The organism is Mesorhizobium sp. RCAM 05104 (assembly GCF_059683645.1).
Genome location: NZ_CM185033.1, coordinates 2,044,575 through 2,058,385 on the forward strand (window position 1 = coordinate 2,044,575; position 13,811 = coordinate 2,058,385).

The 13,811-nt window shown below is 59.0% G+C and carries 14 protein-coding genes; 6 read left to right on the top strand and 8 right to left on the bottom strand.

Annotation, left to right across the window (positions count from 1 at the left end):
- Window positions 1-1,030: 1,030 nt before the first annotated feature.
- The 7 genes from AC56QP_RS10210 to AC56QP_RS10240 all read right to left on the bottom strand — a co-directional run bounded on the left by AC56QP_RS10210 (window position 1,031) and on the right by AC56QP_RS10240 (window position 8,048).
- Window positions 1,031-1,240, bottom strand: a complete 210-nt coding sequence (locus tag AC56QP_RS10210) for a cold-shock protein (RefSeq protein WP_489859819.1) — start codon at window positions 1,238-1,240, stop codon at window positions 1,031-1,033.
- 406 nt (window positions 1,241-1,646) lie between these two features.
- A complete protein-coding gene (locus AC56QP_RS10215) occupies window positions 1,647-2,522 on the bottom strand; it encodes a PfkB family carbohydrate kinase (protein ID WP_497103996.1) in 876 nt (291 codons plus the stop codon).
- Window positions 2,519-3,388, bottom strand: a complete 870-nt coding sequence (locus tag AC56QP_RS10220) for a MurR/RpiR family transcriptional regulator (RefSeq protein ID WP_489859817.1) — start codon at window positions 3,386-3,388, stop codon at window positions 2,519-2,521. The genes AC56QP_RS10215 and AC56QP_RS10220 overlap by 4 nt, the downstream gene beginning before the upstream one ends.
- Window positions 3,385-4,362 carry an ABC transporter permease gene (locus AC56QP_RS10225; protein ID WP_489859816.1) on the bottom strand — a complete coding sequence of 326 codons (978 nt, stop codon included), beginning with the start codon at window positions 4,360-4,362 and terminating at the stop codon, window positions 3,385-3,387. Before AC56QP_RS10225 ends, AC56QP_RS10220 begins: the two co-directional genes overlap by 4 nt.
- A 3-nt stretch (window positions 4,363-4,365) precedes the next feature.
- Window positions 4,366-5,886 (bottom strand): sugar ABC transporter ATP-binding protein, encoded by a 1,521-nt coding sequence (locus AC56QP_RS10230; RefSeq protein ID WP_497100571.1) that lies wholly within the window; start codon window positions 5,884-5,886, stop codon window positions 4,366-4,368.
- Between the two features lie 64 nt (window positions 5,887-5,950).
- Window positions 5,951-7,006 (bottom strand): sugar ABC transporter substrate-binding protein, encoded by a 1,056-nt coding sequence (locus AC56QP_RS10235; RefSeq protein ID WP_489859814.1) that lies wholly within the window; start codon window positions 7,004-7,006, stop codon window positions 5,951-5,953.
- Between the two features lie 55 nt (window positions 7,007-7,061).
- Complete coding sequence (locus AC56QP_RS10240; protein ID WP_489859813.1) at window positions 7,062-8,048, bottom strand: sugar phosphate isomerase/epimerase family protein; 987 nt, start codon at window positions 8,046-8,048, stop codon at window positions 7,062-7,064.
- A 640-nt stretch (window positions 8,049-8,688) separates the two neighbouring features.
- Here AC56QP_RS10240 and AC56QP_RS10245 point away from each other — a divergent pair.
- Window positions 8,689-9,333 carry a VC0807 family protein gene (locus tag AC56QP_RS10245; protein WP_489859812.1) on the top strand — a complete coding sequence of 215 codons (645 nt, stop codon included), beginning with the start codon at window positions 8,689-8,691 and terminating at the stop codon, window positions 9,331-9,333.
- Between the two features lie 350 nt (window positions 9,334-9,683).
- Here the strand turns inward: AC56QP_RS10245 and AC56QP_RS10250 are convergent, their stop codons facing one another.
- Window positions 9,684-10,145: a phasin gene (locus AC56QP_RS10250; protein ID WP_489859811.1), complete on the bottom strand. Its 462-nt coding sequence runs from the start codon at window positions 10,143-10,145 to the stop codon at window positions 9,684-9,686.
- Window positions 10,146-10,914: 769 nt separating this feature from the next.
- On the opposite strand from AC56QP_RS10250, the gene AC56QP_RS10255 reads away from it, so the two are divergent.
- The 5 genes from AC56QP_RS10255 (at window position 10,915) to AC56QP_RS10275 (ending at window position 13,542) form a co-directional block, all read left to right on the top strand.
- The gene (locus AC56QP_RS10255) at window positions 10,915-11,352 is read left to right on the top strand and encodes a hypothetical protein (RefSeq protein WP_489859810.1); all 438 of its coding nucleotides are present in this window, start codon (window positions 10,915-10,917) and stop codon (window positions 11,350-11,352) included.
- A 212-nt stretch (window positions 11,353-11,564) separates the two neighbouring features.
- Window positions 11,565-12,002: a c-type cytochrome gene (locus AC56QP_RS10260; RefSeq protein WP_489859809.1), complete on the top strand. Its 438-nt coding sequence runs from the start codon at window positions 11,565-11,567 to the stop codon at window positions 12,000-12,002.
- A 520-nt stretch (window positions 12,003-12,522) separates the two neighbouring features.
- On the top strand, window positions 12,523-12,756 hold the full coding sequence (locus AC56QP_RS10265; protein WP_489859808.1) for a hypothetical protein: 234 nt from the start codon (window positions 12,523-12,525) through the stop codon (window positions 12,754-12,756).
- An 83-nt stretch (window positions 12,757-12,839) separates the two neighbouring features.
- Window positions 12,840-13,043, top strand: a complete 204-nt coding sequence (locus tag AC56QP_RS10270; protein ID WP_489859807.1) for a hypothetical protein — start codon at window positions 12,840-12,842, stop codon at window positions 13,041-13,043.
- 304 nt (window positions 13,044-13,347) lie between these two features.
- Complete coding sequence (locus AC56QP_RS10275) at window positions 13,348-13,542, top strand: hypothetical protein (protein ID WP_489859806.1); 195 nt, start codon at window positions 13,348-13,350, stop codon at window positions 13,540-13,542.
- The last annotated feature ends 269 nt before the right edge of the window (window positions 13,543-13,811 follow it).

Below are 13,811 nucleotides of genomic sequence, written 5' to 3' on the forward strand. Positions count from 1 at the left end.
ACGATCTGTTCGACCGCCATGCAGAAGCCCCCGAGGCTCACGCGGTCCAACGGCAGTTAATCAACGCCCACACCGAGATCCGTTCAGCAAGGCGCATTCGCCAACTTCGATGATGCGGGCGAGGCAGCCCTGCTCGGCGTGTCCTAAGGAGCTCAAACTAGCCGTTTTGAGCGCCAGATCTTGTCACGCGAGTTAAGGCGCGAACCTCGCTTGGAGCCCGTTCGGCATTTCCGCTCTTGGGCCAGCTCTGCGCGATGCCCCTAGGCAAGCGATGTCCCACCTTCGCAAGAACTCGAGTGACCGGCTGCGTCAGATGATCATCTCGAAGCCTGAGGCGGTTTGTGACCGATTTCGGCTTTGCGAATGCCAGCCCGCCAGTTTGCGACAAACCGCCAACCTCGGCGGCGATCGCTACTCGTTCTGCCCTGCAGGCCTCTAATGTCGCCCTACGCGGGCCTTGTGCCTCGTATTGACCGAGTAAGTGCCAGAACCGCGGCCCTGGTGGTTACAGTACAATCACGGCCAATCGATCCTGACATGAATGCGCGAACCGTCGTGTTATAGGTACGCGGTGTCTGAGGGCCCGAGCTGGCAGTGCGTCATGAAGCGCAGAGGAGAGTACACCACGTCCAGGATCAACCGCCGCGCCTTGATTATCCACTCCGGTAGCGCCTTGGTCGCCTCGACGCTTGCGGCAACCGCTGTTGCCACGGAGCAGCCGCGCCGAGACCAAAAACTGTCCAACGATCTGAGAACGCTCATTGAGGTCCACAAGACAGCATACGCGGCCTTCGGCAAGGCGGTCCACGAAATAGGCGGCAGCAGCCGCAGACACGACAGAGCGAGCCGAGTTGGGGAAATGGCGCTGCGGGCCGTCTGCGCCTACCCGGCGGTCAGGGAAGGCGACCGCTTGGCCAAGGCCGGATATCTGTTGGAGATCGAGGCGCGCGGCGAACTCGATCTGGCAGACCAGATGCAGGCTCTTCTTCGCTCAACGATGTGGACGGATGAGACCGCGGGTAGCCCCCTATCAGATTGTTCGAAGCTCGCCGGCCGATGTCTTTCCGGAACGTTTGTCTTGCACCAGTTCGTAGCTAACTTTTTGACCCTCATTGAGGCTTCGCAAGCCGGCGCGCTCGACAGCTGAAATGTGCACGAACACATCCGTGCCGCCCTGATCAGGCTGAATGAAACCAAAACCCTTTTGCGAATTGAACCATTTTACCGTTCCGGTAGCCATAGAGAACCCTTCTTGAGATATGACGGACGAGCTGACCGGTGATTATTTTATCGTCAAGATCAGCAGCACAAGCATATCCATCAGGGTCATCATTTGCCAACATGGAAAGCAAACCGGCCGCAGAGTTTCTGGAACGTGAGATCGTTCGCCTACGTATTCGAATGACTGGATTTGGGCCGGATGCGGACGGGCGGGTTTTGGAGTGGCCCAGACAAAGGCTGCCGTTGCGCGACGGATACACCTCGAACTCCAAAATGCATGAGGGCCACAGCGGCTTGTGGCTTAACGCAGCCCGGCGGATCATAGCGCTTCCGGCCAACCGGTCGGTTGGGCGACGGATCTGAGGCACCGGTGGAGCATCTGCGCAGCACGCATTCGCGCCACACTTCGGAGGACTTTCTGCCACCTATTGGGGGGGCACCTCCGATACGTGACGTGCTGCGGCACGGTTTGCAGAGTCGATAGAGGCCGAGAAGGAACGATCGGTCGCCAGTCCTGCTGCCAACGTGCCGACGAACACGTCCCCGGCACCATGTGTACTTATCAGTTTTACAGGAAGTGCAGGCAGGCTGACCAAAGTCTCGCCACGCTTCACCCCAACCACGCCGTCGCCACCCGCGGTCACAACCACCGACGGGAACGATCCGGACAAGGCCTCAGCGGCCGTAGCAGCGGCCGACAGATTCGTAACCGGCACCCCGCACAGTTCTTCGGCCTCGATGGCATTGACGATCAGCACGTCGATCAGTTCCGTGAACTCGCCTGCCATTGGCCGATATGGCGCGGCGTTGACACACACGACGGCGCCAGCAGCCCGTGCGGCACGAGCCGCGGCAATGTTGATGGCCTCTGGCATTTCGTTCTGCAGGATCAGCACCCGCGAGCCTCGCCAGATTTCTGCCAGCGCCACTGCGTTGGGATCGACCTTGAGATTCGCTCCGGAGACGATCACCGCCCCATAGTCCCCGCCATCATCCGAGATGGCGACGCTCATGCCGGAGGCTGTATCAGAAAGGCGCGCAACCTTCGAGATATCGACGTCACCCTGTTCCAGTGCAGTCAGAAGGAACTGGCCGAAAGCGTCATCGCCCACCGCGCCCGCGAACCGGACCTGTGCACCAGCCTTGGCGGCGGCCACCGCCTGGTTGCCTCCCTTGCCACCAAACTTTGGTCGCCAGCCATAGCCTGTCACCGTCTCGCCCTTGCGCGGGCGATCGGGTGCGTCGACCATGATGTCGTAGTGAAGGCTGCCGACTACGACGACAATTGGCCTGTACGTCATGTCTGCCGCCGTTTACTGGTTACCGCGCCCATGGTCGCCGCCAGATTTCTTTCCGCGGCCGCGAGGTCGCGCTGAGCGACAGCCGCGAACACGGCGTCGAAGACCACCAACTGGGCTATGCGGGCCGCTGCGTTTTCGCCGAGCAGCGGCGAGCCCTGTGCCGTCGAACACAGAACCACGTCAGCAATCGAGGCGATCGGAGAACCGGCGTAATTGGTGAGCACGATGATGCGAGCTCCGTTCTTGCGCGCTAATTCCAGCGGCTCGATGACAGCGGTGGTGGTGCCGGAATGGGAGAAGCCGATCGCCACATCACCATCCGACAACAGCGCAGCCGACATCAGCATCATGTGTGCATCGTCAAACACGCTGGTGCGCACGCCGATGCGCAAAAGCTTGTGGGAAACGTCCCTGGCGATCTGGGCCGAACCGCCAATGCCATACAAGTCGCGCTGCCTCGCGTTGAAGATCAGGTCGGCCGCACGCTCGAAGGCTGCGGGATCGAAAATCGACAGGGTCTCTTCAAGCGCATGAATTGACGTACGGAAGACCTTTTGCGCGATCTCCAGGCCAGTATCTTCAGGAGAAAGTTCCTGATGCAGTTCGGCAGTCGGCAGCCGGTTGTAGTCGTCCAGGGCGCTGCGAAAGTCCCTGAAGCCTGTGAAGCCCAGCTTCTTGACAATTTTGATGACCATCGCCTCCGAGACACCGGCGTCGTCGGCTATCGATTTCAGCGGTGTCGCCGCATCGAAGTCCCGTCGTCCGAGGATCATGTCGACCACGCGAGCTTCCAGAGGTGTGAGGTGGGGCATCATCATCCTGATGCGTGGCCCCACCGTCCTGGGATCATTGAAAGAAAGGTTCATTCTCGGCCTCTCGTCGCGCGATCAATCAGCATCGCGACGAGGATGATAATGCCAGTGGCGAGAAGTTGGTAGAACGCTTGCACATTCAACAGGGTCAGGCCGTTGCGCAGGCTCCCAAGGATAACCGCTCCGAGCAACGTGCCAACGATCGAGCCCTTGCCACCCATAAGCGAGGCACCGCCGATGGCGGCAGCGGCAATCGCGTCCAGCTCCCACAAATTGCCAAGAGTGGGATCGGCGGCGCCGAGGCGACCAACAAGGATCAGTCCAGCGACCGAGGCCAGGCCGCCCGAAATTACATAGCTGGCGATTTTGGTCAGCGAGACCGGTACGCCCGCAATGCGCGATGCTTCCTGGTTGCCGCCGACCGCGAGGAAATATTCGCCAAGCGGTGTCTTGTTCAGCACCACCCATACGGTAACCGCCAAGACCGCAACGATCACGACCGGATTGGGCACTCCCATGATGCTGGAATTGGTGAGAGCCCTATAGGCCGGCGGTATGCCGAAGATCGGATTGCCACCCGTGTAGATCAGCGAGATGGCCCGATAAAGAGACAGTGTTCCGAGTGTGACGATAAAGGGTTGCAGACCACCGAAAGCGACTAGCGACCCATTGATCGCACCGGCGGCCGTGCCGAAAAGCAGCGCGATCGGAATCGCCAAGGCGATCGACACTCCCATCGCCATCAGCACCGCAACCGAAACCGCCGCGATTGCGGCTGTCGGTCCAACGGAAAGATCGATGCCGCCCGCAATGATGACGAGGGTCATGCCAAGCGCCACGCAAGCGTTGATCGACGACTGCTGCAGGATGTTGAGAATATTCGGCTCAGTGAGAAAATTCGGGCTGAGCACGGAGAAGACGACGACGATCGCGACAAGGCCAAGCAGAGTGCCCGCATCGCGGATACCGACTGGCAGGGCAAACTTGGGCTGATTTTTGGTCACGGCAGGAGTGTTCGAAGCGGACATGGTTCAGGACCTTGAAACGGAGGGAGCTTGAGGCGACGATTGCGGCACGGCCAATGCAACGATGGCCTCTTCACTGAGGCTGTTCCGTTCCAGGACGCCTGCAATGCGGCCTTCCCGCATGACTAGAACCCGGTCGGCGACCCGGAGAATTTCTGGCAGCTCGGACGAGACGACGATCATCGACCGACCTTCGGCGGCCAAGCGTTCGATCAGTGCATAAATTTCCGCCTTGGCACCGACGTCGATGCCTCGGGTCGGTTCATCGAACAGCAGGATCTGCGCGCCTGCCGCGATCCATCGCCCGATGATCGCTTTCTGCTGATTGCCACCCGAGAACTGGCCGATCGGCCGTTCGATATTCAGTGGTCGGAGATTTAGGTCTCCCATGAGCGCCTGGCTCTCCTTGGTAACCGCCTTTCGCCGGACGAAACCAAACCGCGAGAAGCGGCGCATTGACGGCAGCGCGATATTGCTGCGCACAGGGCGACGGGCGATGATGCCTTCCCGCTTGCGCTCTTCCGGCAAGAGTCCGAACCCCGAAGCGATGGCAATGCGTGGATTGCCGAGTGCGAGCGGTTTGCCCTTTAAGCGGATCTCTCCGGCATCCGGCTTGTCGACGCCCGCGATCAGACGCAGAAGCTCCGTTCGTCCTGCACCGACCAGTCCCGATACTCCAAGCACTTCTCCTCGGTGCAGTTTGAGTGAAGCGTCACGAACGGCCGTGCCCCGCGAAAGCCCCGATACTTCCAGAACAACATGATCCTGTGCGAAGCCCTTGTGCTCCGCGGCCGCTAGCTCGCGACCGACCATCCTGGCAATAACGGCGCTTTCGGATGTTTCCGACATCACCACATCGGTAACCTTGCGCCCATCGCGAAGGATCGTTGCCGTGTCGCAAACGCGGAAGACCTCATCCATCTTGTGAGAGACATAGATGATCGACACGCCCTTGGCGGCGAGGTCGGCGATCAGAACCGCCAGCCGTTCGAATTCCGCCGGCGTCAAGCTCGATGTCGGCTCGTCCATCGCCAGCACTTTGGCGTCTTCCATCATGGCGCGCGCGATTTCGACAATCTGTCGCTGCGCGACTTTGAGGGTGCGGATTGGCACCGACGGATCTATCGAAGGGTCGAGCGGCGCCAATGCTTCGGCTGCGGCGCGCTCCTGCGCGCGGCGAGCCACGAACAAGCCGCCACTCTTGATAGGGCGGCCGAGAAACATGTTCTGCGCGACTGTGAGTTCGGGGACATGCTGCAGCTCCTGATGGATCATCACGATGCCGGCCCGTCTCGCGGCCACTGGGCCGTGGCCGATCACCCGAACCCCATCGATCTCGATTTGACCTGAAGAGGGTGGGAAAACCCCCGAGAGGATGTTCAGCAGCGTCGATTTGCCGGCGCCGTTCTCACCCAGGAGGCCGTGAACCGTGCCGCGCTTGACCTGCATGTCGACGCCATCAAGCGCGCGCACCGGTCCAAAGCTTTTGCCGATATTGGTCAGCTTGAGACGATAAGTCTCGTGCATCAGATTTCTCCTCCCGGAAGTTGGTGGGAACAGGGCCCGGCCCCCCCAGTCGAGCCCTGTCAGTTCACTCAGCCGGCTGGGCGAGCAATACCTTGCGCAGTTCGTCGCCCTTCACCGCGTAGGTGTCGACGTTGTCCTTGGTGATCAGCGCCTGCGGGGTCGAAACCACGCGGGGCAGCGCCTGCTTGCCCAGCAAGCGCAAGGCGACTTCCAGACCCACTTCGCCGGTCAGGACCGGGAAAGAGTCGACTGTACCCGTCAGTTCACCAGCCTTGATCGAGGCGTAGGCATCCGAGATGCCATCCGTGCCGAACACCACCACCTTGTCCTGAAGCTTCGCAGCCTTCACAGCTTCAACCACGCCCAATGCCATGCCGTCATTGTTGGCGTAGAAGCCGACCAAATCGGGATTTTGCTGAAGAATGGTCGCGGCATTGTCGTACGCAAGTTGACGATCCCAATTGCCGGGAACGCTCGCCACGACCGTGAACTTGCCGCCTTCGACGATTGTTTCGCTGAAACCCTTGGTGCGCTGGCCTGCCGCGAAAACGCCCGCCTGCCCTTCAATCACCGCAACCTTGCCACCCTGGGGCCGGTTCTTGAGGAACCACTTTGCGACGCGTACGCCATTGTCGCGCTGCACATTGCCGACGTAGTGCTTGGCGCTCGGAATGACGGCGTCATTCACATTGATGACCGGAATGCCCTTGCCTTCGGCCTCTTCCATAGCCGGCTGCAGATTGTTATCGGTCTGCGGCGAGAACAGCAGTGCGTTGAAGCCCTGTGAGATTAGGGTCTCGGCTGTTGAGAGCTGGCCGAGCTGGTCTCCTTCGCTGGAAGCAGCCTGGTAAACCACTTCCACACCGGCCTTCTTGGCGTAAGCCGCGTATCCTTCGCCGAGGCTGCGCCAGTATTCGTTGGTGAGGGTTTTGGAAACACCACCGATCTTCGTTCCTGCGGCTGCTGCGGGAACGGCTCCGAACTTGGACTCCAGCTGCGACCAGTCAATGCGATCCTTCTCGGTGTCAGAGTTAAGCGGCGCCAGATCTTGTGCGTGCGCGTAGCTGCCGAGAAGCGCAAAGGCGCAGCCGGCGATAAGAGACTTTATGCGTAAAGACATCAGACTTCCTCCTGCTTAAAGCCGGTCAATGCGCCGCCGGCGAGCGAACGTTCGATCAGGCGCTGCCGATCAATGCCGTATTGACGATTCTTTGGCTGGCGACTGCGTCCTGGCTCGCCATGGCAGCTCCCAACTGGTTGTTGCCGTCGAGGCGCTCGACGATAGCGAGCAAGCGGTTGACAGTGGCGATGTTGGCTTCGCATTCCGCAACTGGATCGAGCCCGCTGACATCGGGAAACGTATCGAAATAGAGTGCTCCGCTGTAGCCGTCGTGGCGGATCTGGCGCAGCAACTCCATGGTCGAGCGGAGATGCACGGAGCCTACCATAAGACCGTCATCACGCTTGGCGTAGGCGTCGTTGAGGTGGACGCCGAGCAGCTTGCTGCGGCGATGAATGAGATGCGAGGCGAATGCCGGTTGTTCGCCGGCATAGAGAGAGTGAGCGAAATCCATCGTCACGCCAAGGTTTGGCGAGCCCGCTTCTGCAATTGCAAGCAAGGTTGTTGAGGCGTCGCGTAGCAGGCTGTGCGCACGGGGCTCATCGGGCTTGTATTCGATGCTGATCTGACATTCAGGGTCGTGCTCGGCGACCTCGCGGATGCCTTCAACCTCCCAATCCCAAGCCTGCTTGTAGTCGAGCTGGAAATTGTAGTCGAAACCGTCCTGGCCAAGCCACACAGTCATGAGATGAATACCCATCTCGCGCGCCGCGTCTATGCCGTGCTTGGTGAGGTCGATTGCCTCGCGCCTTACAGATTCATCAGGATTTGTGAAGGCGCCTCTCTTGAAACCTAGGTTAGTATAATAGCGCATGGCCAGACCGTTGATGTTGAGACCGAGGTCTCCAATGCGCTGCGCCAATGCTTTGGGTTCGTCGCTCACGTGATCGGGATAATTCAGGTCGAGATCCGTCAATCCCTTGGCAGTTGAAGCCCTTTCGACCATCTGCATCATGCTTGGCTTGGCCGTCAGATCGGGCCAGAATAGCTGTGGGGCAGACCCGAAGGAGTTCAAGCGAGTAGCAAAACGCGGAGCAGTCATGTCGGTCGCCTTGTGTTGATAACCTCACAAAAAACACAAAAGTTGTGAAGTTGTCAAGTGACGCGACGACTCTTTTTGCGATAGGCATCAACTTGAGGAAGCGCGGTTCGCTATGAAGGTCTCGTTGAGTTCATTCACACCACTTCTGCACGTGCTTAATCAAGGCGTCGTACCTTCGTCAGGCGAGTTTGTCCCGGGTAGAAGGGTGTACGGTGCCCCCCGTGATGGCAGTGACACAGTGACCGCTTTCAGGGAGTGACAACGCCAACTTTAACAGCCGAGAAGCGGCGCAAAGCTGCCATCAAAATGGTGCCAGCCTTTGACCAGAAGCCAACTTGCCCCCGCCGCAATGTCGAGAGCAGCTTCGCACCGGGGAAGGGACGCTTAGCTTCGTTGTAGGAAGGTCCGTGCACGAGGGGCGAGTCGCCCTCAACGAAGTCGAGACCGGCGACCCATAGGCGGCCATTGCGGACATTGCCCAAGCGCCAGGCGAGTCCGGCCACACGATAGGAAGTAGATTATCAACAGCCGTCGATTCCGAACTACCATCCACATGGAGGCCGTCACGCCTCCGGAATTGCATGCACATACCGCGCGATCCTATACTTAAAGCGCATTCCTCCAGATGCCCGGAGCAATCATGAGGATACGCGCAGGTCTTGTTGTCGAGCTCGTGGTCAATTTGCTGCTGCCATGGCTCGCGTACCGCATGGCGCTTCCTCATTTCGGAACGATGGGAGCGCTCTATGCGTCCGCCGTTCCGCCTGTCGCGTGGGGGCTAATCGAGTTCGCGAGATTTCGCCGCGTCGATGCGCTGAGCGCGCTCGTTCTGCTCGGTATCGCCTTGTCGCTGATGGTGATGGCGCTCGGTGGCAGTGCGCGGTTCCTACTGCTTCGCGAATCGCTCGTGTCGGGGGCGATAGGCGTTGTGTTCCTATTGTCGCTCGCGTTCCGGAAGCCGGTAGTTTTCTACCTCGCGCGGGCGACGATTGCGAGGGAACTCGAGCACGGCGAGGAGCGTTTCGAAGCGCTGTGGCGTGAACGGCTGAGCTTGCGCTCGTCGATTCGATTGATGACGCTCGTCTGGGGCGTCGGACTCTCGGTGGAGACTATGATTCGTAGCTGGCTCGCATGGAATTGGCCGATCGAGCAGTATCTGGTCGTTTCACCGGTCATCAGCTACGGCATTTACGGCGGGCTAACGCTCTGGACGATCTGGTATCGAACACGGATGAAGCAACGAGGAGAGGTTGCCGCTGGCGACGGAACGCCGTCAGCTAGCTAGGCGGAGCGTCCCCCTGGGTAATGTTTGTCCCAACTCGCGACGAGAATGCCTCGCTAGATGTCGTTCCGCAGCTCGGCTTCCGACCGATGCGCGCTACCGAGCCATTGGGCCGAAATGACTTTCAATTGCTGATGAGTCCTGTTTTGACCATGCAAAAACTCCGCTACCGGATAGCGTTGGCGGTTGTGACGACAAGGTGGCCGTTCTACACCAAGGATGTAAGCCACCCGAAAGGCCCACTGCATCCTCCCGTCGCAGTGGGCTTTTCTGTAGGGCAATAGCGGGATTACAGGCGGGGCTGGGCGAGGCAAAATAGGTGCGGCTAGCGAACAAGCGCTACCCAAGAAAAGCTAAGCGACTGCGAGCTCCTTGATCGCCTTCTCGAAAGCGGACGTGATCGGATTGGACAAATCCTCGGCGGCTTTGGTCGTGACTGCCTGGAGTTCCTTGGCCTGTTCGATAGCCTTTTCAACCTGCTTGCGGACGAAGGCGGTCTGAAGTTCAACAAATTCGGAAGGCGTCCTAACGGCAAGCAGGGCTTCAAAGTGCGAGAAGCCGGCGTCGGCATTGGCGCGCAGCACGGAAATGGTCTTCAGCGAGAGATCGCTGCCAACGGCTTTTGCGGTTTCGAAACTCGACTCGAGCGCTTTCTGGGTCGACTCTGACCCCACCTTGAATTTGGCATAGGCCTCTTTCGACTGCTGGACACCTTTTTCGGCAACAGAGCTCATATATTCGATAGCCTTGGAAGCGTCCAAGGCGGGGTATACGTCGTTGATAAATTCAGCGGTCTTTTCGGTAGTGTTGGGCATCGATTCCATCCTTTCCGGGGGGCAGCTTTCCAAAAGCAATATTAGCATTCCCTAACGGAACTTTGGGTGCAACGCAACATCTTTGTTGCAGTGCACCAAGATGTGCAGGGCCGACTTTGACGCCAAGCTGCGCCTTAGTGTCCCCCCAATTCAGCCGTTTTTACGCGCATACTTAGCGAAGGTCGGCGCCGGAAACATGCTGCTCGCACCGCCCGCCAGCTGCTGGAAAGCCCGGGAGCCTTCGTGGTGACTAGGGTCGGAAAAGGAAGTGCGGGTACCGCCGGGACATCTGGCGGCAGCAACGCTGATCCGTAGGGCAAGTAGGGTTTTTTCCATCAGGGGTTGACGCGCCCCTATTTGCAGGGACGCGCCATAGGGACCCTCAGTCAGTAGCAGAAACTGATGAGCACCTGCCGCACCGGCTTAAGCCATGCTCAGCGATGTTCCGAGCGAGAAAAGGACCAGCTCGCCAAGGCCAGCGGGCGGGTTTCTATGGGATCTGGGATCGAAGTGAAGAGTTGATCCGGCACCGCAAAGCTCAAGATCGCGATAGGTGCCATTGTCCTGGCCATGAAAGAGCGCCGGCTTTGACTGGTGGCGGGCCGACGCGAAAGAGCCACGCGCGTAGTGTCTCAGTTTGAAATTTGCCCGCCTTGACGATGCGCGTCGAATGTTGCTGATCATTCGCGTATGATGGTCGGCAATCAGTCATGGGGAGGCAGCGAATATGTGAACAATCGATCTTTGTGCGGCCTTTGCTCTGTGCATCGTGCCACCCAGCCTGCTGGCGGCCGACGAAGTTTCAGTCGAACGCGGCTTTTATATTTCGATCATCGGCGGCTGCCATTTCTGCCACACGGAAGGATACCGTGAAGCCGATGGGAAAATCGACCCGGAGAAAGCGTTGAAAGGCTCGTCCATTGGCTGGCAAGGTCCATGGGGCACGACCTACGCAGCAAACCTCAGGGACTCGGCGATGGGCTTTAACGAGGACAAATGGGTCGACCACCTCAAGAACAAAGTCAATTTGCCGACGATGCCCTGGTACCAAGTCCAAGCCATGACCGACAGCGACTTGCGTTCGGTGTATCTTTACATCAAATCACTCGGACCACCCGGCGAGTTGGCCCCGTTTTACCGGGAGCCCGGCAAGGAGCCGAGGACACCTTATGTTATACTAGCACCACCTCAGACGCCGAAGAAGTAACGACCTAGCGCCTGTCCTTCATCCTTGGGATTGCGTCTACATTAGCTTCAGCTCAGATTGCCGGCCAGCCGGAAGGAGTTCACTAACCCGCTCCGGTCAGGCCCGGTTGCTGTCCCCTGTGTCACCCATAAGGAGTGCGGCGGCCGGGCCGTCTAACCATCGGCCACCAGGTGGTGAACGCTAGCCAGTGCGGCGCACATGGGAGGTAGTCCATGTCTCATCAGACGAGATTTGCGGTATTGTTACTTGCTTTTGTAACGGTAGGTGCTGCTGTCGCGGGGGACGACCCGATAGCCGACCGCCGCCAGATCATGCTGATGAATTCGCATTTGGAGGACGTTGCCCTCCGGGTAATTCTCGGCAAATACCCCATCGAAAAAGCGACTGCCGCTATGAGAACGCTTCAGGAGAATATGACCGTTTTCCCGACTCTTTTCCCCGAGGGCAGCGACAAAGGCTATACCGAAGCCTCTCCGCTGATCTGGGAGAATATGGACGATTTCAGGTCGCTTGCAGCGAAGCTTGTCACCGACGCAAAGGTGGCGGAAGGAGCAGCGATGAACGGACTGGACGCGTTCGCGCTTGCGTTCCAGGCAGTCCAAGCAGACTGCAGAGCATGCCACTCGAAGTACGATCCCAGGAGAAACTGAGCGCTGTCAAAGACATGATGACACACCACCCTCAGGGCAGGGTGCTGGGCTTGCGGCTCGAGAGCTGAGGCTGCCAGCCGTTAGGTTCGCAATAGCTGCAAAGCTTCAACCCGCTTCAAGCGATTTTTAGCGGTCGTGCCACTCCAGGTCGGTTAGAACCTCAGCCTCCACGGTTATGTTTTCCGCGTACTCCCTGGCACGGTCGTGGCCGGCCTCGGCGCCTTCGTCTTGTTGCGCCTAGCGTCTGCAGCTCGACAGCCCGCTGCCGCCGGGGGTGGGCAGGCAGCGGGCCATCGGCGGGGAATGTGGGCCCCCGATAGAGCAGCAAAGGGACGTGCGCTGCCGGCTGCGACTCTAGCCAGATCCGGCTTGATTCGGCGACTTACTGATTCGTAAGGAATGGATCGGCGCCGGCCACTGATCCTTCACAGCCCAAATCCCGATCCACTTTCCCTCTTTACCAAGGGCTGCCTACACAGGATGATAATCCTAGGTCGGGCGACTCTCGTAGGAGGTCGCAGTGGTCCGATACAAACATTCCAAGCAGCTACCGCAGGCAGATTTGCAGCGATTCCTGGAGGCAGCAGAGGGACTGCATAAAAGCATCGTGAGCCCGCTGATATCGCCGCAGTGCGAGCACTACCGCTCGCTCCAGCTTCTCCACTCCGCGCTGCTGAAGACCGTGCGTGAAGTTACTGGCAAGGAAGTCGCGTTCATTCGGTGGAACGGCACAGGCCCGGTGCAGAGCCCTTAGCGCCAGCCGCCTTTGTTTCGACACCCGGGCAACGTTTCATTGCGTTCGGGTGATCACTCCGAGAGCGACAATAAGGAATTTCCATGGCTACCACCGCAGCATTGGTCTGGTATCTCGTGGTCGCCGGCCCACAAGGGGGCATGGTCATTTTACCCAGCACCTTCGACACCCGCGAACAGTGCACCAACGCCATCACCGAATATCACAAGCAGCCGACGCCGGCAGGTTGGTCGTTGCAATGCGTGCCGAATGCCTCACCTTTTGCCAACAATGGATCGGCCGAGTAGCCGGAGCCAGGCGCGTCGGCTACCCGCCGGCAACAGCACGACTGCTGTCCAGTCTATTAGAAAGCGTTAATATCCTGCCCTTAAAGAAGTGGAATGATTTCGTCCAGCGCCGCACTGGAATACGCCCTACTCGCGCGTTCTCATTGGTATGGCGATCTGGCCGGGGTTTGCGGATTCGCTAGAGCTAACCCCGGTAATCTTCTGGTTTTAGTCGCCGGAAGCCGGAGCAGTTTAAGCAGAATTAACAACGCTAATAGGCCGTTGCCTGTATGTTAGGCGGCACATATTTTTTGTGGAGGGACAGGTGCAGATCGTCGCTGTCGAGTTGAGGGCGAAGCTTCGTGATGCGATCGAGGCCATCAGCGATCACCTTTTGCAACTAGATGATCTCAACCTCCAGGCGTTAGAAGCTAGGTCGCCTCGCAACCCCCCGGCTGGCAGCGCGGAAATGGTAATGTTGTTGCTTGTCTATCGCGAGATGGAAAAGCGGAAACGATAGCCTTCCTTCTCCGCTGCTGCTCATGAAGTCGTCGCCGCGGCCCTCGCCTATCGTGCGATGATCCAGTCCAGAATGCCCGGCTCGATTTCGTCTAACTCGATCAGTTAGAGCGCGAGGAGCAGGGCGTGCAGGCGTCTATTTCTTTTTGCAATGCGCCTCTCCACGACCAATTTTCGGAAGACGCTGCGAAGGATGTCGCACTGCAAAAGCGAACCCTGTTGTCCGGGTCTCGCGCCATCGTGCTCCCAACGTCCACCATCTGGCGAGAG

What these genes read in the sequence shown, in the direction of transcription:
- AC56QP_RS10210 (WP_489859819.1), bottom strand. Translation starts at nt 1,240, where the DNA reads ATGGCTACCGGAACGGTAAAATGGTTCAATTCGCAAAAGGGTTTTGGT.
- AC56QP_RS10215 (WP_497103996.1), bottom strand. Translation starts at nt 2,522, where the DNA reads ATGACGTACAGGCCAATTGTCGTCGTAGTCGGCAGCCTTCACTACGAC.
- AC56QP_RS10220 (WP_489859817.1), bottom strand. Translation starts at nt 3,388, where the DNA reads ATGAACCTTTCTTTCAATGATCCCAGGACGGTGGGGCCACGCATCAGG.
- AC56QP_RS10225 (WP_489859816.1), bottom strand. Translation starts at nt 4,362, where the DNA reads ATGTCCGCTTCGAACACTCCTGCCGTGACCAAAAATCAGCCCAAGTTT.
- AC56QP_RS10230 (WP_497100571.1), bottom strand. Translation starts at nt 5,886, where the DNA reads ATGCACGAGACTTATCGTCTCAAGCTGACCAATATCGGCAAAAGCTTT.
- AC56QP_RS10235 (WP_489859814.1), bottom strand. Translation starts at nt 7,006, where the DNA reads ATGTCTTTACGCATAAAGTCTCTTATCGCCGGCTGCGCCTTTGCGCTT.
- AC56QP_RS10240 (WP_489859813.1), bottom strand. Translation starts at nt 8,048, where the DNA reads ATGACTGCTCCGCGTTTTGCTACTCGCTTGAACTCCTTCGGGTCTGCC.
- AC56QP_RS10245 (WP_489859812.1), top strand. Translation starts at nt 8,689, where the DNA reads ATGAGGATACGCGCAGGTCTTGTTGTCGAGCTCGTGGTCAATTTGCTG.
- AC56QP_RS10250 (WP_489859811.1), bottom strand. Translation starts at nt 10,145, where the DNA reads ATGCCCAACACTACCGAAAAGACCGCTGAATTTATCAACGACGTATAC.
- AC56QP_RS10260 (WP_489859809.1), top strand. Translation starts at nt 11,565, where the DNA reads ATGTCTCATCAGACGAGATTTGCGGTATTGTTACTTGCTTTTGTAACG.
- AC56QP_RS10270 (WP_489859807.1), top strand. Translation starts at nt 12,840, where the DNA reads ATGGCTACCACCGCAGCATTGGTCTGGTATCTCGTGGTCGCCGGCCCA.